We start from the raw sequence: 17,984 nt of genomic DNA, 5'->3' as shown, positions 1-17,984 counted from the left end.
GGCTTAAAACGTGACGTTAACTCCCAGACTGTATCGTTTCATTTTTGGATAGGGCGAAAATTCCCAACCTCCTTGCAATGGAGTGGCTGACAGCCCTGCTTCCGGATCATTGCCGCTGTACTTTGTGAAAGTCAATAGGTCTGTTCCCCCAATCCAGGCCCGGGCGCTGCTGATACCCACTTTTTTCACCCCATTCCCTGCCAGCCTGTACCCGATCTGAAGATTTTTGAGTCGCAGGTACGAACCGTCTTCTACGTACCAGTCAGATACCCTGAAATTGTCGTTACGATCTACGGTAGCTATAATGGGCTGGGTATCGGATGTGCCCTCGCCCCGCCACGCAGCTTCGTATGCTTTTAAACTGGCGGCAGTAACTCCGGTTAATGTATTGAAGTACTTTTTATTGACATTAAAGAGCTTGTTTCCGTAAGCACCTTGGAAGAGCAAGGCGAGATCGAAATTCTGATAGGCCAGGTTCATGTTAAAGCCATAGGTAAGTTTCGGGAGCGGATTACCGATAAAGGTCCGGTCACTGGCATTAATGACACCATCACTATTAAGGTCTTTAAACCTGAAATCGCCAGGCTGCGCGTTGGGCTGGATCAGCTTGCCTTCTTTGGAATAGGCATTAACTTCACCTGCATTCTGAAAAATGCCGTCGGTCACCCAGCCATAAAATTCACCCACCGACCGGCCGACTTCTGTCCGGTTTACGCTGAGACTGGTATAAATATCGGTCATAGTAATCGGCGCATTGCCTGTCCCCAGTCTTATCACGCTATTAACGAACCGGGATGCGTTGGCCGACAGGCTGTAATTCAGTTTCCCGACGTTTCCTGAGTAACCGATCACGATCTCAACGCCTTTGTTCTCAATGTTACCCGCATTGGTATAGGGTATGCCCGGGAATCCGGCATAGGTCGGTAGCCCTACCTGAAGCAGCATATTCTTTGTATTTTTCACGAAATAGTCGGCTGAAACTTTCAGCCTGTTACTGAAAAGGCCGAGGTCCAATCCGATGTTAGTTTGTTCGGAGGTTTCCCAGGTGATCGAGGGCGTTCCCAGGGACGTCAGGTAGTTGCCATTGGCCACCGCATCGCCTAAAATGTAGCGGTAGTTATTGACACCCTCCACCAGCGACAGGTAGGGGTTGTTGTTTCCACCAGGTAAACTTTGATTACCAATTCGGCCCCAACCGGCCCTTATTTTAAGATCAGTTATAAAATCAGCATTTAGCTTCTGAAAGAATTTTTCGTTACTGATATGCCATCCAGTCGAAAGCGATGGAAATGTTCCCCACTGATTGGCTGAAGAGAACTTCGAGGAACCATCCCGCCGTACTGTTGCAGTAAGCAAGTATTTATCGGCAAACACATAATTGATCCGGCCAAAATACGACTGGTTGGCATAATGGGTTTTGTTGCCGGTCAGTGAAATTGCGCCGGTTGCTGCATTGAGTACTTGTAACGACGGGTCATTGTCAGCCGTACCTTGGCGGATGGCGTTCGTAAACTTACCCTGGTAAAGCTCTTCGGTATAGCCTGCAAGCGCCGTGATGGAATGGTTCGCAATTTTTGTGTTGTACGTCAGTGTATTTTCCCAAAGCTGGCCAAAAAACGAGCTCGTGTTCTGGGTTACAGCGCTGGTCGGGTTTTGTTCTTGCGTAGAGATAAAAAACCGGGGATTGTAGGATGGATTATCAATGCTATTATAATCGTAACCTAAACTGGTGCGTAATTTCAGGCCACTTAATATATCCAGTTCGGCATACACATTGCCAACTATTTTTAGCTGATTGTTCAGGTCGTTGATGCGGGCTATCGAGGCTGCCGGATTGGGCGAGCCGGTTGCCGAGGAGGCATACTTATTGTACTGGTAGTCAGGATCGTTGGGATTTGCATTGGGATTAAGAATGGGTGAAAGCGGATCGGCCCCCAATATCTGAACTATTGGACCATTGGACCGCCCCTCGGCAAATCCACCGCTGCCCAACGTAGATGAATATGTGACGTTTAAATTTTCACCCACGACCAGCCGCTTACCGAGCGTATAATCAGTGTTGAGCCGGAAGTTATACCGCCTGTAACCGCTGTTCTGCAGAATTCCTTTCTGATCAAAATAACCTGCGCTTGCCGCATACCGCGCCGTTTCGGTACCACCACGGATGCCAAGGTCGTAGCTTTGAATGACTGCCGTTTTCAACAACGCGTCGGCCCAGTTCGTTGAGGTACCTTTGTCATACTGGGCCTTCACTATTTTGAGCTGGTTGAAAAAGGGATTGCTGGTTGTGAATGGATCAATGGAAGGTTCAGCATTCGGCGTCGAACGTAGATAACCGTTCAGGTAGGCTGTTTTCTGATAATCAAGAAACTGGTCCCTATTCAACGTTTGCGTCAGATTGCTCACTTTGCTAAAAGAAGTGGTCGCATTGAACGAAACAACAGGTTTGCCGCCAGCGCCCCTTTGGGTCGTGATCAGCACCACACCGTTGGCTCCCCTCGACCCGTAAATGGCTGTGGCCGATGCATCCTTTAAAATTTCCAGCCGGGCAATGTCGGATGGACTTAAAAAGTTGATGCTACTGACGAACATGCCATCCACGATATACAAAGGGTCATTGTTATTGACCGTCCCTATGCCCCTGATACGGATGGTACCTTCACTACCGGGTGAACCGGAATTCGTGGAAACCATCACCCCCGCAGCTCTGCCCTGCAAGGCCTCGGTGGTGTTGATCGGCGTCGCTTTGGCCAGATCTTTGACGTTTACCGAAGAAATAGCCCCGGTGAGGTCAGACTTGCGTTGTGTGCCATAGCCCACCACAACCACCTCATCGAGCGATTTCAATTCAGGTTGCATCTGAACTGCGAGGCTGGAACGACCATTAACCGGCAATTCCAACTTTGTGTAACCAATAAACGAAAAAACAAGAACGGCCCCGTCTTCAACGTCCAGGCTGAATTTGCCATGTTCGTCTGTAACGGTCCCTTCCAGAGTTCGCTTCACCTGAATGGTCACTCCCGGCAACGGTTTGTCGGCCTCATCGGTCACTAATCCCGCTACTGCGCTCTTCGTATGTTGAAAAACGGGGATTTGGGGATCCGCGAATACAGAATTTGCGAACATCATAGTCGCAGTGAGCAATCCCAGCGCCAGCCGTGAGATCAGCCTGATTTCATTAGTAAAGCTGCACTTCATAAGACATATAGTTAAGTAGACTAGTAGCTTTCCCGTTGAGAAAAGCATGGGTGAAAGTTGAAAAACGCGAGCAAAGTGAAGTATAATTTATTATTATCTAAAAAAATAGATAATAAATTTTGTTCAAAATAATACCCTTCCAATGCAATGGTTTAGCAAAGGAAAATGAAAAATTTATTATTATCTAAAAAAAAAGATAATAATTTTTTTGATCCTGTACCTTTGGGATGTGGATGCCTTTTTAAGGCTGTGAGATGCATCTCTGCGAACCTGCCCGACAGAAAATCTGGTTGTCCCAATTGCTTCTATGGATTTCAAACTTTTAGGTTTGCAGTTGCTTTGGTTTTTTTCATTGCAAAACGTTGCGGCAACGGTTCCCTTTGTTTACTTTTTACCAATATTTTTTATACGTATGCATATCATAAGTCAGCAAGGCTATATTCAGCAAGTCTCCATTCATTGCGTCATTTTTGGTTACCAGGACAAACAGCTCAAAGTACTTGTGCCCAAGCTCCACTTCCAAGGAGATTTCTGGGCATTACCCAGCGGATTTGTTTACCAGGATGAGGACACAGACGAAGCGGCCAAGCGAATATTAGAGGATCGAACTGGTATTAAAGACGTCTACCTGGAGTCGTTTAAGACGATGGGGAAAGCGAGTCGGAACAGCCGCAATTTTCTGGATCGGCTCATAGAGCTTAACCCAAATACATTAGACGATGAAACTAAACGCAGAGAGTACGAATGGTTTACCCGCCGATTTATAGGAATTGGCTATTATGCGCTGGTTGATTTAAACAATGTCGTCGCTCAAAAAAATGAAATCGATGAGTCAATTGAGTGGTACCCTGTCAACGCCATTCCCCAAATGATTATGGACCATAATCAACTTGTTGACGAGGCAATTGAGTCCCTTCGCGCCGATCTGGACCGGAAACGGGTGGCCTTTCATTTATTGCCCGAAACATTTACGATGAAAGAGGTCCAGGAGCTTTATGAAACGATTCTTGAGAAATCCTTTGCGGCCAATAACTTTCCAAAACGTGTTCTGGAGCTCAACGTGCTGGAACGTCTGAAAAAGAAATTTACAGGTGCCGCCAACAAAGCGCCTTATCTCTACCGTTTTCCCAAACAGAATGAGTCAAGTGTGAAGAATTGATCGTCATATGCCACAGCGGAACCAGGCTGGCGATGGTGCAGCAGTTTCGAAAGCTGCCAGAATATATGCCCAACCTTGCAGAAGAAAGATTTCGGCCCGCAACTTACTCCCAGCAGCCCCCGGACGACAAAATAATTAATGACTTGCTCCGACCTGTCCAGCAATATGACCAACAGATTACAAATCCATCAAAAAAGAAGAAACGTAAAAAATACTTAGGACAATTTTCCCAGGTTCAGCAATCATTTGCAAGCGTACCCAAGGCATCGGAAGTCAGGCACCACCATCATTTCGACCTTCGCTCGAAAGGCTTCATGATTTCGGCAGCAGTCCTGCTGCTTTCAACGGCTATAAGCATTGCAGTGGCCATTAGCAATTACAAGGAAAGCAACCGACTGCAAGAAAGCGATATTAAATTCCGGGTTACCAGGCAGCTTAGCCCAGTACTTACAGCAAGAGTTGATAGCATTTACTATGAAGATCCTGAGCGCGCGGAACTTGAAACACAGAAGCGGGAGGCACATGAGCTAACCGTAAAGGAAGCAGAAGCACAGTTAATGGATCGGCGCATCGAAGTTAAAGCGGCGGAAAATATTCTGAAACAACTTAAAACCGAATGAATGTTAATGCATCACTTAAATTTGACGTATTGCCAGAGGCTGCACCAATCTCCCGATTAGATTTTTCGAAGGTCATAATTCTTTTGAAAAGATTCGAGTCGCCTTAGTCAGAAACGAAAAACTCTAGTTCTGCAATTGCGGCCGAGCCGCTTTGCCCAGCGATAATCCCGGATTCGATCCGAACGAATCTTGCGGCTGAGGGTTTTTCAAAACGGAAAACGCGTCGGGTAGGATCGTTGATCAGATTGCCGAATTGGAAGCTCCCAGCTTGCTGCCATCGCTTGCCATCATGACTGACCTTGATCACGCCGCTCTCAATCATACCGCTCGCATCTTTGGACGGCGGTGTGTAAGCAAAACCTGCAAGATCCTGTTGTTTGCCCAGGTCAATTTCGATAAAATGTGCTGCGCCGGTGTTATCGCTTAACCAATATGTGGACGGGTCGGCATCAAATGCCAGAGATGCCTTATGTTTGCCCTTTTCACTGTCCTGACCGACAACCTTCCAATTGTTTCCCAAAATTCCGAACGCTCTTTCAGCAATGCTTCCCTGGCGGCTTTTGCTGATTGCTATCGCACGGACTGTCTGTGATTCGGTCGGGAATGGCGCTTGATATCGCGGTGCATTTGGCCCTGGATTGCTTCCATCCATAGTATAATAGATTTCCAGATCTTGATTGATGTTTTTTGTCGCATTATGACCATGAGGTTTCCATCCGAAATCATTTTGCTGCGGCGTAATGTGCACTAATCCCTCTCGGTCACGTAAAATGGCAAGCTGCGGCGGGCTTGACTGGTAGTAATGTGCCGTCACATTGGAGAGCGCAGGCGTATTTCTTGACTCAATAATCCTGACCCTGAACTTAGCGGAGGTTACCTCCGGGAAGCGCAAAATTCGTTTGTAACCAACATTGGTGGCAGTAATAATTTCAGTCCACTGATTGTTAATCCAGGCGTCCAAGGCGTGTTTCTCAATTCTTTCTCCATGAGTGCCGATCGCCTCCTGCAAAACAATACGGTTAATGGTTTGTGGCTTAGGAAGTGTAATTGTGAGCGCTTCGGAAGCTTTATCCAATAATGTAAAGGTTGCAGCATTGCCATCCAGTAGCGGTCTGGGCCCGGAAGCATTGGCAAAAAGATTCTTTTCGTAAGTTGCAGCGATACGTTTGCCCACTTCACTAAGTACGGCTACATCCTGGTCTGGAAATCGACCTTCGCGGTTTGGGGGAATGTTGAGCAGGAAAGTAGAATTTCCTCCTGCCGAGCGCTCATAAATATCGAACACATCATCGGCACTGCGGACCTTTTGATAAATATCATCTCGGTAAAACCAGCCCTCGCGAATGGACGTGTTGGTTTCTGCCTGCTGATAATGTAAGAACTTGCCCTTAAAAATATCTTCCCGGCTACCGAGCGACTCCGCTGTAAGATCTCCAAAACGCGTCATGAGTTTGGGATTATCCTGATACGGGATCACGTTCCATTCTGTGGAACGCGTTTGGCCTGCCTCATTGCCGCACCACCGGATATCCTCACGACCGAAAATCACCGCCTTCGGTGCCAATGTCCTGATCAGTTTACGCCAGGCGAGATAATCGTATTGCTGGTTTCCTTTCGTTTTCGGATGAGCGCCGTCGAACCAAACCTCATGAACCGGGCCATATTCAGTCAGTAGTTCGAAGAGTTGATTGAGGAAATACTCATTATAATCATCCACTACAAAATCAAACTTCACCTTGCTTGTAAAAGGTCTGTTTGTAATTGGTCGGGGAATCGTGCGTCGGGAAGGCTTGCTCAGGTTACCGTACAAGCCTTTCGGATTTTCAATCTGAAACAGATCTGCCGGAGACAGATAAATGCCCAGTTTCAGGCCTGCTTTCTTGCACGACGCAGACAGATTCCTTAAAATATCCCCTTTGCCATTTTGAAAAGGGGAGGACATGATTCCGTGATCAGTGTACCGGCTTTGCCAAAGCACAAAACCATCGTGATGCTTGACGGTCAATATGACCATTTTCATCCCGGCAGCTTTCATAGCCGTGCACCATTGATCTGTATCCAGTTCTTTCAGGTTGAAAATGCTTGGATTTTCCATGCCGTTGCCCCATTCCATTTTAGTAAATGTATTTGGCCCGAAATGAACAAAGGCAATGAACTCATTTTGCAGTGCCGCATATTGGTTGGCTGTTGGAACCACGTATGCCGCTTTGTCAATGATGTCATTTTTTGAATCACTTGACAGAATTGGGATTGTATTTTGAGGTCTTAAACTTTTTTTGCTCTGTTGTTGTGCAAGGCAAAATGGCGTGCTGCCAACAAGTAAGCACACCATAAAATACATTTTAAGTCTAGTCATTATACTCTTGTTTTTTCTAAATCTTGTCTGAATCACTTTCCTGGCGACGAATAGTGACGATCCGAAACCACCGACACAACGGGATAAATACTCTCTACTTCCGTTATGCCCGCCTGATCGGGCGAGCGGTCCAAAAATTTTGAAGTTGTTCCGCTAATGTCAATGCGGCCGTCGGAAAAAATGGTTACCAGCGCCCAGAGCGGGTCTTTATACCGGAGCATGGAAGACAGGTAAGGATACTTTTTCGTCAGCGCTTCATCGTAGGTTGTTGTATTCTTTTTCTCCCCCGCCCAGTAATACGACATGCTGTTGATCTGTACGTATGGAATGCCGTTTATCTCATTCTGATAATCCTGATGATGATGTCCGCTGAAAACCATCCGCACTTTCGAGTCACCGGAGGCATTGGTTGCTTTTTCAAAAATCCGCCTGATGGCGACGGCTTGTTCAATGCCAGCCACGTCATTATCGAGTCCCTGGTGACAAAAAACGATAGCGGGAAGTTTGGTATCCTTTAAATCCCGGGTTAACCATTCCCTTTGTTCCGCACCAATATACCGCGGGTAACCTTTGTAGCCGGCCGGATTTTTTTCATTTCCATTCAACACCACAAAATGGTAATTATTGGCGTCGAAAGAGTAATATGCACCTTTGGCTTTCCAGAAATCGACAACCTGCGCGTGCATAAACCCGCCATCGGTTTCATGGTTGCCGATTACATGGTATTTCGATTTTTCGAAACGATTCCACACTTCCAGAATAGGTCTGTTAATCTCCTTTGGCGTGCAAAAATCACCCATCTGAATGATAAAATCGGCTTTTTGCTCATTCATAGCTGTTACAAACGCACCGAGTCGCTCCGTTGCATCAGGGATCAGATCGTAATGCAGATCCGCACAAATTCCGAAGCGAAGAACTTCTTTTGGTTTGACCAAAGAATTGATTCCCGCCAGGGATACGGGAGCAAGCGAAGCAGCTTGCAGAAATGACCGACGTTTCATTTTTCTATTGAATTAAAACTTGTGTTCGTGATAATGATTTTCGACTGTGCCGTCTTCATACAATTTTAAAATCGCATAACCGGGAGCCGTTTCCTGGTAATAATAGGGGCCAGCTGACTGCTCGTCACCCTTTTCCCACCAATACCCGCTCATCGCGCCATTGCAGAAGTAATGCACATCATTGAAAACATTGCTGTCGAGCAGGTGATTATGACCCGAAAGGCAGACTTTTACTTTGTCTTTATGTTTGTAAAACAGCTTCCTGAGCGCCACATGATCTTTATGCTGCCCTCCCGCCCAGGCGGCGGTAACTGTCAAAATAGGGTAGTGCCCCATCAGCAGCACATAATGGTCGGCTGGTACGTTTTCAAGCTCTTTTTCCAGCCAGGTCATTTGTTCAGGATCAAGACTCACGCCGGGGTTATTTCCGTCCAGAATGATGAAATGCCAGTTCTTTTTTGTGAAACTATAGTACCGGTGCGGCATTCCTGCACGTTTGGCTGCATACGCTACGCCATACATTTCGTCGTCCTTGGAAGGCGCCTGCCACCAGGGGTCATGGTTGCCAATACAGCTGTAAACTTCGAAGCCGGACAGCGATTTGATGCAATCATCCCAGGTAGCCCATTGCGCCAGCATCGATTCACGGGTTACGTCTTTGTAATCGGCTGCGAAAATGGAATCGCCTCCGTTGAGTACAAAATCCATTTTATACGTTTTCAAATGTTCCAGGCTCTTTTTGAAACGTGCAGGAATAAAATCTTTGGGCCTGATGTGGACGTCGGTAATGTGGGCGACGGTTAATGCAGGTTTATTTTTGCGTGCGGCTTCCGCATTTGCAGCAGACCCTGGCGCGCCGGTTGCCGCGGCGGCCAGGGATGCCTGAATAAAGTGTCTTCTTTTCATCAATGTCAATATTGTTATTACCAGCCCGGATTTTGTTTGATATCCGGATTCAAAACAAGTTGATCCTGCGGCAGTGGCGCAAGATAGTCCCGACCGACATTAAATTTATATCCGCTGCTCATGCCGGAAATGTTTTTGTAAAACTCAACATATCCCTTTTCGTCCACCGGGTAGGTCGCCAGCTGAGCCGCAGGAACAAGATCTTTCCATTGTGCAAGAACGGCACCTTTGGGTTTCCAACCCACGATTTTCTCGTCGGCGGCAGCCCAGCGGAAAAGATCGTCATGGCGGTAACCTTCGCAGGCTAGTTCCACGCGCCTTTCGCGACGTACTTCGTTAACTAACGGGCTAAGGGCCGGAAATTCAGGCTTTGGATCATTAGAAATCGCTTCAACTTTCAGCGCTGGCATGCCTACACGTGCTCGTAATAAGTTAATGCTAAGATCAGCGTCCGTTTGACTGAATGCACCCAGTTCCGCCTTTGCTTCGGCAAAAATCAGCAGCGCTTCGGCGTAACGGAACAGGATAAAACCTGTAGTGCCGCGATCGAGCTGCTGGTTGTAATCCGGGTTGTGGCCTTTATAGACCTGGTATCCTGTCGCAGGCTTGTTTTCATTTGCAGCCGAGAACGATGGGATTTCGAAAAGGGCAGGGGCCGCTCCGCCTGGGCGGTTGTTGGTAACAATGTGTTTGCCGTCGGCCACATACATGGTCTGCGCCAGGCGGGGGTCACGGCCAGCGACTACAGTTTGCAATGTTGCATCGCCTTTGTAAAGAGTGCTGATTTCAATCGGTTTTCCATCTGTGCACAAATAGCTGTCTACCAGATCCTTCGTCATGCCGCGGCCTGCGCCGGTGTTGGTATAGCGGTGCCAGTAATGACCTCCGTTTAGGTTGATATCAAATTTGCGCCAGAGCATTACCTCAGTGTTGGAAGAATAGTCAATCTGATTAAATAGCCGCCAGTATCCGTCTTCGCCCGGTGTTGGCTGCAACTGGTAACCGGAGTTGCCCTTGATCAATGTTTCACTTACCTGCGCAGCTTTTTGTAAAAACTTTTCTCCATCCGAACCAGTCACACCGAATGCAGTACCCGCGTGATATTTTTCCCAAGTCCCTTCATATAATGCAATGCGCGCCTGAAAAAGCTGAGCAATTTCCTTGTTAATGCGCATCGAAGACGCTTTTGATTTAGTTGGCAGATAATCGATCGCTTTATTGAGATCATTCATCAGAGAATCCACGATTACGGCGCGTGATAACCGGGCGTTTTTCAGCTCCGCGGATGTGGGGTCAAGTGGTTGGTTCACCCAGGGCAGGTCGCCGAAGGTTTTGAGTTTGGAAAAATAGAAATAGGTGCGGAAAAACAGCGCCTCACCTACAAAGCGTTTTTTAGTTTCCCAGCTTTCTTCTGCTTTGTCATAATTAGCCAGGAAATAGTTGATACTGCGTAATGCAGACCAATCTCCATAAGCCCAGCCGCCGCCCGATGAAGGAATCACGCGTTCGCCATTCAATGCCGCATTATAACCTGTGTAAATCATATTGTCACTGCCCTCGTCTGCATCGGAGCCCCACACACCTGGGCTATAAATGCCAATCGGATTAGGAAATGCGGTGTAAAAATTATTCACATACAGCTGCAAATCGTTGGCGGTCTTCCAGTATTCCGCGTCGCTGATATTTGTTTCAGGTGCCCTGTCTAGGAAATCTTCCTGGCAGCCGGCCAGCAGTCCCGCGCAGGCGAGCATGAGCATGAGATATTTTTTCATTTTGTTAGAATTTAGAAGTCTTAAAATGTCACATTAAGCCCCGCTGAGAATGTTCTCTGCAACGGATATATTTTCCCCGACCCGATCGAAAGCTCCGGATCAAGCGTTTTGGCAAGCTTGGTGAAAGTCGCCAGGTTCTCGGCGCTTACATACAGGCGGATGCGCTGGAGTTTGATCGCCTTCATCACCGATGCCGGTAGCGAATAACCCAGTTGCAGGTTTTTGATCCGCAGGTAAGCAGCATTTTGCAGATATCTTGTCTGGGTCTGTGTATTTTTCGAGTTCTGGTCGCTCATGTAGTATTTCGGGAAAAAACCGTCGGGCGTTTCCGGCGTCCACCGATCCTGATTAATCGTGAAGGGTGAGCTTTGCCACTCGTTCCCAACGATACCGAAGAAGTAATTGGAGCTGATAAAAACATCGCGTTTCGCAATTCCCTGCAAGAAAATCTGTAAGTCAAAACCTTTCCAAGCGAGATCGCCCGTAAAGCTGTATGAATAGCGCGGCGTACTGTTGCCGATTACTGTCCGGTCGCCAGGGTTCGCAAGTGTACTTGCACCCGCGTCGATTTTACCGTCACCATTGAGATCTGCGTAGCGCACGTCACCGGGTGTCCAGGCTGCGGCGGAGAGGAATGTTTGGGCAGGCGCCTCTGCCACTTCCTGCTCTGTCTGGAACAAGCCCACGGTTTTATAACCCCAGATCTCGCCCATTTTCTGTCCTTCATGATAGCTTGAAAGTGCCCCGTTCGGGTTAGGATATTTGATCACTTTTCCTGAATAGTTACTTAAAACGGCCCGAATTCCATATCGTACCTCACCGATGTGGTCGTTCCAGCCGACTGACAATTCAAAACCGCGTGTTTCAATGGCCGCATTGTTGGCAGTTGGCGGAGAAGCCCCCAGGATCGCCGGTAATGCTTCGGAAGGACCCGCAAAATCATCTGCTTTGCGCACATACCAGTCGAATGAAGTGGTCAGGCGGTTGTTCAAAAGCGCAATGTCAGTTCCGATGTTCGTGGAAGTGGTTGTTACCCAGGTCAGCATTGGATTTACCAGCGTGGGGTAGTTAACAGCCGCCTCTTGTCCCGAGCCGAATAGCCAGGATGTGGACGTGGGCTTCGTAATGCTCAGACTTGGATAGAACGGATACCAGTTGGGCGCGTTTGCATCCAGAAAATATTGGTCGCCGAGCGAACCGTAAGATGCACGGATCTTGAATGCGTTGACCGTTTTGGCAAGTGGCTCGAAGAATGCTTCCCGGTCGATATTCCAGCCTGCCGATACGCCCGGATAGAATTTCCATCTTACGTCTTTCAAAAAGCGGGAAGAGCCGTCATAGCGACCATTGACTTCCAGCAGATATTTTTCTTTGAAATTATAATTAACCCTTCCAAAGAAGCCTTCCGAGGCCAGTTTGCGGATCGCGTCACCGATGGAAGGTGCAGTTCCGTACGAAGTATTCAATGAGGGAATATTATCCGAGTAAAGCAGGGAATTGGATGCCGAATAGCTTTGGAATGCAGTGTAATCACGCACATAGCCGCCAAGCAGCTTCACATAATGTCCGCCCAGCTGCTTTTCGTAGGTAGTAAACGCGTTGATAATGTGGTGGAAGTTGCGATCGTTGCTTCGGGAGAATGAGCTGGGCGATGTTCCTCCGATCACTGCCTTGCTGCCGTCGGGCAGGAACTCATATAATGTTTTCTGATGCGCCTGGGAATCGTAGAAGCTTCCGTCCAATGTGTAGTTGGCCGTGGCACTCCAGTCTTTTGTAAATTTCAGATTAAACTCCCCGGTCAACATCACCTGATCCGTTGTTGTTTTGTTTCGGCCGCCTTCCGTATGCAGGAGCACGTCGCTGGTGGATGAATAATTTCCGTCAGGATTGATCAAAGCCACACTTGGAAACTTTCTGGCGATCTGGTGCATGTAAGCTTCGTTTCCGCCACCCGTTTTGCTGCCGTAAAGATTTGGCGTGTCGTAAAGTTGTCGTGAGGCGCTACTTCGGAAACTGAACCCAAGCCATTTGTTGAGTTCGGACGTGATATTAGCCCTGATGTTGAAGCGTTTGTAGGTGTCGTGACCGAAATTGTACATCCCGCCGCGGTAATTATAGCCGCCACCCACGTAGTAAGTCGATTTGTCTGAACCGCCAGTCACACCAATATTATGCTGTTGACTGAATGCGAAATCTTTGAAATAAATTTTAAACCAATCGTTGTTTGCATTACTGGCTCCCCAGGTTTGCCACCCGTTGCTTCCAGCCGTTGGGTTGGGAATGGTTTCCGTAGTGATTTTGCCCGCCTGATAGTCTTTGATCCGCTGAATGGTCTCGTCGCTGAACATCGGCGCACGGCCCGCATTGGCAAATGCTTCATTATACAGGTTAGCAAAATCAAGCGAATTCAGCATTTTGGGTAGGTTGATCGGCTGCGCCAATGAAAGGTTATTATTGTAGGTAATGCTGGCGCCTTTGCCTTTTTTTCCTTGTTTGGTATTAACTAAAATGACCCCGTATGGAGCGCTCGATCCGTAAATCGCGGAAGAAGCAGCGTCTTTTAAAACCGTAATGGATTCAATATCAGACGGGTTGATCGAGTTGAGGTCGCCTCCCTGGATGCCGTCGATGACGATGAGCGGCGAGCCGGAAGTCCCCAGACCCGTGTAGCCACGAATGTTAATGCTCTGGGTCGCGTTAGGGGCGCCACCGCCAGTTCCGGTCGTAATGTTGAGGTTACCCACTGCGCCCTGCAATGCCTGACTAATGCGCGTAACAGGACGGTTTTCCAGGATTTCGCTGCCGATCTGCTCGGTAGCGCCTGTGAGGTTCACTTTTTTCTGCGTTCCATAGCCCACTACCACAGCTTCATTCAGTACAGCAGCCGACTCGATCATCTGGATTTCAAAATCTGACTTGCCATTGAGCTCAATCTCCTGTCGCTCATAGCCGATTGAAGAAAAAATCAATTTGCCGTTTAGGGAAGAAACTGATAACGTAAAGTTGCCATTGACATCGGTCGATGTACCATTGGTTGTTTCGGCAACCAGCACGTTCACCCCGGGAACCGGGTTTCGTTGCGCGTCCCGTACGACGCCGCTTACTTTCAGTTGCTGGGCGAAGAGACTGGTTGAGCAAATGCTGCCCAGACAACAGATTTGCACCATCATGAACAAGCGTAAAAAAAGCTTCATGAGATTGATAGGTTAAGTTTCAGGAAAGGAAATTTTAGTATTTGTAAACTTTTGTTCAATATTAGGTAATTAGTTTACAAATACAATGAAGAGTAATATTAAATATTTGTTAACTAATGCTAAACATTATTTACTAGTGACTAAAAACAACAATAGCGGCACCAGGCCGCTATTTCACTTACAATACAATGCGCATACGGTCGGTAAGGCTTTGAAGCTCATACCAATTTTGACTTTAGACAGTTTCCGCCTGATTTTCCTCTGCAACGATAGCTAAAAGCTCTATCAGATTATGAACAATATATTCTGGATTAGCTGCGGTCAGCTGACTGGCTGTATGCGCTCCGGTCGTGATGCCGATATTGATCAGGCAGCCCGCGTTTTTGCCCTCCATCACGTCCACTGTGGAGTCGCCCACCTTCATCACTTCGGCAGGATCCTCAAAACCAAAATGCTGCATTGCATTCAGGATCATGTCGGGTGACGGGCGGTTGTTGGCAACGTCAGAGGCTGTAACCAATAAATCATAATCTGATCCTTTTTTCCACCCGATCTTTTTGATAAGCGTCTCTGCCGTCGCACGATTATATCCCGTGTTCAAAACCACCAATACGTCGCGATCTTTTAATGCATGAAATAGCTTCGTAGCATTATCTTGTTCATATATTTCTTGAGTGCTGTAGGTTTCATCCAGCAGGACAAGAAATCGCCCAAAGATCTGGCTTGCCAGTTGCTCGTCTTCAATATTCCTTTTCATTAGAATACTACGGATCGCCTGCAGCTTTTCCTTCCCAGCGCCCGCTTCAAGCACTTCATCCAAAGAAAAATCGAAGTTCGCTTCATTGATGGCACTTCTAAGGGTTTTATAAACTGCATTATTTTCGTTGACTGTCGTGCCCGCCATGTCAAAAACTACCATTCTAATCATCGTCTTTATTAGTTTTATGTGAAAGGTTTAGGAATAGTGGTGCAAACTTAGAAAATAAAAGTTTACTTATATTAAACATATGTTTAAATGTTGTTTTTTTGTATTATTGGGATCATTCATTCTTACATCAATGTTTAAACTAAGCCAACAGCTCCGATTACCCTTAGTCATAATGATCATTTCGATGATCCACACTTTTACGCATGCTCAGAAAACGCAGTTGCCCAATATTATTTACATATACGCCGATGATATGGGTTATGGTGAGCTGGGCTGTTACGGTCAATTAAAGATCAAAACGCCTAATCTGGATAAAATGGCGCGCGAAGGCATACGGTTCACGCAGCATTATACGAGCATGCCCGTTTGTGCACCAGCACGTGCCATGCTATTGACCGGCAAACATGGCGGGCATTCAGCGATTCGCGGCAACTTGGAGCTTGGCGGGTTCAAAGATGAAGAAGAACGTGGTCAAAAGCCTCTTCCGGCAACGGAATTTACAATCGCCGAAATGTTGAAACAAAAGGGTTACTCGACGGCAGTAACCGGGAAATGGGGACTCGGGATGAATAATACGGAGGGATCGCCTCTCAAGCAAGGCTTCGATTATTATTACGGTTACCTTGATCAAAAGCAGGCCCATAACTTTTACCCGTCCCATTTATGGGAAAATGATAAGTGGGACACATTGCCGCAGCCCTGGCTAAATGTGCATAAGAAGCTGGACCCAGCGACGGCAACCGATGCGGATTTCGCATATTATATTGGAAAAGCCTATGCACCTGCCAAAATGACGGAGAAGGCGCTGGCCTTCATTGAAAAAAGTAAAGGCGGGCCGTTCTTTTTATACATGCCCTACACCATCCCGCACGTGTCGCTGCAAGCACCTGATGAATATGTGAAAAAGTATATCGATCTTTTTTATGAAAAGCCTTACTACGGTGAAAATGGATATGCCTCAACAAAATATCCGCTGTCAACTTATGCGGCAATGATCACCTATCTGGACGATCAGGTGGGCATTATCATGGAAAAGCTCAAAGCGCTTGGCTTGGATGAAAATACGATTGTCATGTTCAGCAGCGACAATGGTGCAACATTCAACGGCGGGGTCAATGCGAAATACTTTAATAGCGTTGGCGGGCTTCGCGGACTTAAAATGGATGTTTATGAAGGCGGCATCCGGGAGCCATTTATTGCGCGTTGGCCGGGCAGGATCAAGGCGAACAGCGTAAGCAATCACATTTCGGTTCAGTATGATTTAATGGCAACGCTGGCGGAACTAACCGGTCAGGCGCTGTCAAAAACGGACGGAATTTCATTTTTACCTGAATTATTAGGCAGGAAAAGCAAGCAGAAGAAACACGACTTCTTGTACTGGGAATATCCTGAAAAAGGTGGTCAACTGGCCATACGCATGAGTAATTTTAAAGGTGTAAAAACGGACTTAAAGCATAACCCAGGAAACGCCTGGCAGATATTCAATTTGAAGAACGACCGTAATGAAACCACTGACATTGCCGCCGAACATCCGGATCTAGCAAAAAGATTCGACGAAATTGTCAAAGAGCAGCACGTTGATTCCGTCGTTGAAGCCTGGCGTTTTTTGAAATAGGTTAATGTGGCCAGACAAGCTTATGACAAATTAAAACGAATGGACAGGTTACTGCGAATTGGAAGCTTAATGTAGATTTAACATAAGTTTAGTATAAATAAACTTTTTGATTGCATCTTTGCATTGAAATTATCTCACCAGTTATATAGATGCAATCAGCTAATGTTCTAATCTTTAATGGTGCCGGACGTCAAATGGAGCTTGTGGAGCGGGAGCTTCCAGCGATCGGCCCTGATGAAATTCTTGTCAAAAACCGCTACACCACCATATGCGGAAGTGATCTGCACACATTTTGCGGCCTGAGGCACGAAGAAACCCCTACCATTCTGGGCCACGAAATCGTTGGCGAAATCGTGGAAGTCGGCAAAAGGCACTCCGGCCACGACTACGACGGCAACACGCTGAGAGCCGGAGATCTGGTGACATGGAGCATTTTTTCTTCGGATCCGCAGTCCGTTGAGGCGCAGCGCGGAATGCCGCAAAAGGCACCTGACCTATTTAAGTACGGACATGCGCAGGTTACAAAACTGGACACATTTCATGGCGGGCTGGCAGAATACTGCGTTCTGAAAAAAAACACGACAATATTGAAAATTCCGGACGGCGTTCCCCTTGATGTTGCCGCTACGATCAATTGTGCAATGGCTACTGTTTCGGGAGCGTTAAGGCTGGCGGGAGAGCTCAAAGGTAAGCGGGTGATGATCACTGGATTGGGTTTACTGGGCGTGGTTTGTGCAGCAATGTGTAAGGACGCTGGTGCTTCTGAGGTTTTTACAGCGGATATCAATGGTGACAGACTGTTACAATCCCTGGATTTTGGCGCTGACGCTACTTTTCTGCTGAAACATCCTAATTTAACCGATAATGCTGAAATACAGCCCGGCAGACCTGTAAACATTGATATTGCCTTTGACATGAGCGGAGCACCGGAGGCTATGGAGACCGGGCTTGCTTCTCTTGCGGTCGGAGGCACGGCGGTTTGGATCGGAGCCGTTTTTCACGCACGCAATGTGATGATCGATGCCGAACAGGTGGTAAGGAAGCTGGTTACGATCAAAGGGTTGCATAACTATAATTATCAAGATTTCGCTTACGCAGTTGATTTTATAGGACGCAACCACAATCGGTTTCCGTTTGATACTATTGTGGGCAAAGAGTTTGGGCTTGCAGAAGCACAACAGGCCTTCGAATATGCGCTTGAATACAAGCCACTCAGGGTGGGCATTCGTTTTTAA

The 17,984-nt window shown here is 47.2% G+C and carries 11 protein-coding genes; 4 read left to right on the top strand and 7 right to left on the bottom strand.

Features of this window, described 5'->3' with window-relative positions; all coding sequences use genetic code 11:
* Positions 1–3 precede the first annotated feature (3 nt).
* Positions 4–3,198: a SusC/RagA family TonB-linked outer membrane protein gene (locus tag ON006_RS20330; protein WP_244823690.1), complete on the bottom strand. Its 3,195-nt coding sequence runs from the start codon at positions 3,196–3,198 to the stop codon at positions 4–6.
* Positions 3,199–3,505: 307 nt separating this feature from the next.
* On the opposite strand from ON006_RS20330, the gene ON006_RS20325 reads away from it, so the two are divergent.
* Positions 3,506–4,357 (top strand): NUDIX hydrolase, encoded by an 852-nt coding sequence (locus ON006_RS20325; protein WP_310590217.1) that lies wholly within the window; start codon positions 3,506–3,508, stop codon positions 4,355–4,357.
* Complete coding sequence (locus ON006_RS20320) at positions 4,354–4,977, top strand: hypothetical protein (protein ID WP_244823689.1); 624 nt, start codon at positions 4,354–4,356, stop codon at positions 4,975–4,977. The genes ON006_RS20325 and ON006_RS20320 overlap by 4 nt, the downstream gene beginning before the upstream one ends.
* Before the next feature lie 103 nt (positions 4,978–5,080).
* Here ON006_RS20320 and ON006_RS20315 read toward each other — a convergent pair whose 3' ends face one another.
* From ON006_RS20315 to ON006_RS20290, 6 genes are all read right to left on the bottom strand, one after another.
* Positions 5,081–7,309: an alpha-L-fucosidase gene (locus tag ON006_RS20315; RefSeq protein WP_244823688.1), complete on the bottom strand. Its 2,229-nt coding sequence runs from the start codon at positions 7,307–7,309 to the stop codon at positions 5,081–5,083.
* 56 nt (positions 7,310–7,365) lie between these two features.
* Complete coding sequence (locus ON006_RS20310; protein WP_244823687.1) at positions 7,366–8,334, bottom strand: metallophosphoesterase family protein; 969 nt, start codon at positions 8,332–8,334, stop codon at positions 7,366–7,368.
* A 12-nt stretch (positions 8,335–8,346) separates the two neighbouring features.
* Entirely contained in the window at positions 8,347–9,240 is an 894-nt protein-coding gene (locus ON006_RS20305) for a metallophosphoesterase family protein (RefSeq protein ID WP_244823686.1), read from the bottom strand.
* A gap of 17 nt (positions 9,241–9,257) precedes the next feature.
* Positions 9,258–11,012: a RagB/SusD family nutrient uptake outer membrane protein gene (locus tag ON006_RS20300; protein ID WP_244823685.1), complete on the bottom strand. Its 1,755-nt coding sequence runs from the start codon at positions 11,010–11,012 to the stop codon at positions 9,258–9,260.
* Positions 11,013–11,032: 20 nt separating this feature from the next.
* Positions 11,033–14,206, bottom strand: coding sequence for a SusC/RagA family TonB-linked outer membrane protein (locus ON006_RS20295; protein WP_244823684.1), 3,174 nt, complete (start codon positions 14,204–14,206; stop codon positions 11,033–11,035).
* 235 nt (positions 14,207–14,441) lie between these two features.
* Positions 14,442–15,125 carry an HAD-IA family hydrolase gene (locus tag ON006_RS20290; protein ID WP_267609892.1) on the bottom strand — a complete coding sequence of 228 codons (684 nt, stop codon included), beginning with the start codon at positions 15,123–15,125 and terminating at the stop codon, positions 14,442–14,444.
* A gap of 193 nt (positions 15,126–15,318) precedes the next feature.
* Here ON006_RS20290 and ON006_RS20285 point away from each other — a divergent pair, with 193 nt between their 5' ends.
* The gene (locus ON006_RS20285; RefSeq protein WP_244823682.1) at positions 15,319–16,749 is read left to right on the top strand and encodes an arylsulfatase; all 1,431 of its coding nucleotides are present in this window, start codon (positions 15,319–15,321) and stop codon (positions 16,747–16,749) included.
* 149 nt (positions 16,750–16,898) lie between these two features.
* The gene (locus ON006_RS20280) at positions 16,899–17,984 is read left to right on the top strand and encodes an alcohol dehydrogenase catalytic domain-containing protein (RefSeq protein ID WP_244823681.1); all 1,086 of its coding nucleotides are present in this window, start codon (positions 16,899–16,901) and stop codon (positions 17,982–17,984) included.

It is taken from the genome of Dyadobacter pollutisoli, from assembly GCF_026625565.1.
Classification (GTDB): domain Bacteria; phylum Bacteroidota; class Bacteroidia; order Cytophagales; family Spirosomataceae; genus Dyadobacter; species Dyadobacter pollutisoli.
This window is presented reverse-complemented; position numbering and strand designations above follow the sequence as displayed.

Coding starts and splice junctions, on each gene's coding strand:
- ON006_RS20280 (WP_244823681.1), top strand. CDS start 16,899: ATGCAATCAGCTAATGTTCTAATCTTTAATGGTGCCGGACGTCAAATG.
- ON006_RS20300 (WP_244823685.1), bottom strand. CDS start 11,012: ATGAAAAAATATCTCATGCTCATGCTCGCCTGCGCGGGACTGCTGGCC.
- ON006_RS20295 (WP_244823684.1), bottom strand. CDS start 14,206: ATGAAGCTTTTTTTACGCTTGTTCATGATGGTGCAAATCTGTTGTCTG.
- ON006_RS20310 (WP_244823687.1), bottom strand. CDS start 8,334: ATGAAACGTCGGTCATTTCTGCAAGCTGCTTCGCTTGCTCCCGTATCC.
- ON006_RS20290 (WP_267609892.1), bottom strand. CDS start 15,125: ATGGTAGTTTTTGACATGGCGGGCACGACAGTCAACGAAAATAATGCA.
- ON006_RS20325 (WP_310590217.1), top strand. CDS start 3,506: ATGGATTTCAAACTTTTAGGTTTGCAGTTGCTTTGGTTTTTTTCATTG.
- ON006_RS20305 (WP_244823686.1), bottom strand. CDS start 9,240: ATGAAAAGAAGACACTTTATTCAGGCATCCCTGGCCGCCGCGGCAACC.
- ON006_RS20330 (WP_244823690.1), bottom strand. CDS start 3,198: ATGAAGTGCAGCTTTACTAATGAAATCAGGCTGATCTCACGGCTGGCG.
- ON006_RS20285 (WP_244823682.1), top strand. CDS start 15,319: ATGATCCACACTTTTACGCATGCTCAGAAAACGCAGTTGCCCAATATT.
- ON006_RS20315 (WP_244823688.1), bottom strand. CDS start 7,309: ATGGTGTGCTTACTTGTTGGCAGCACGCCATTTTGCCTTGCACAACAA.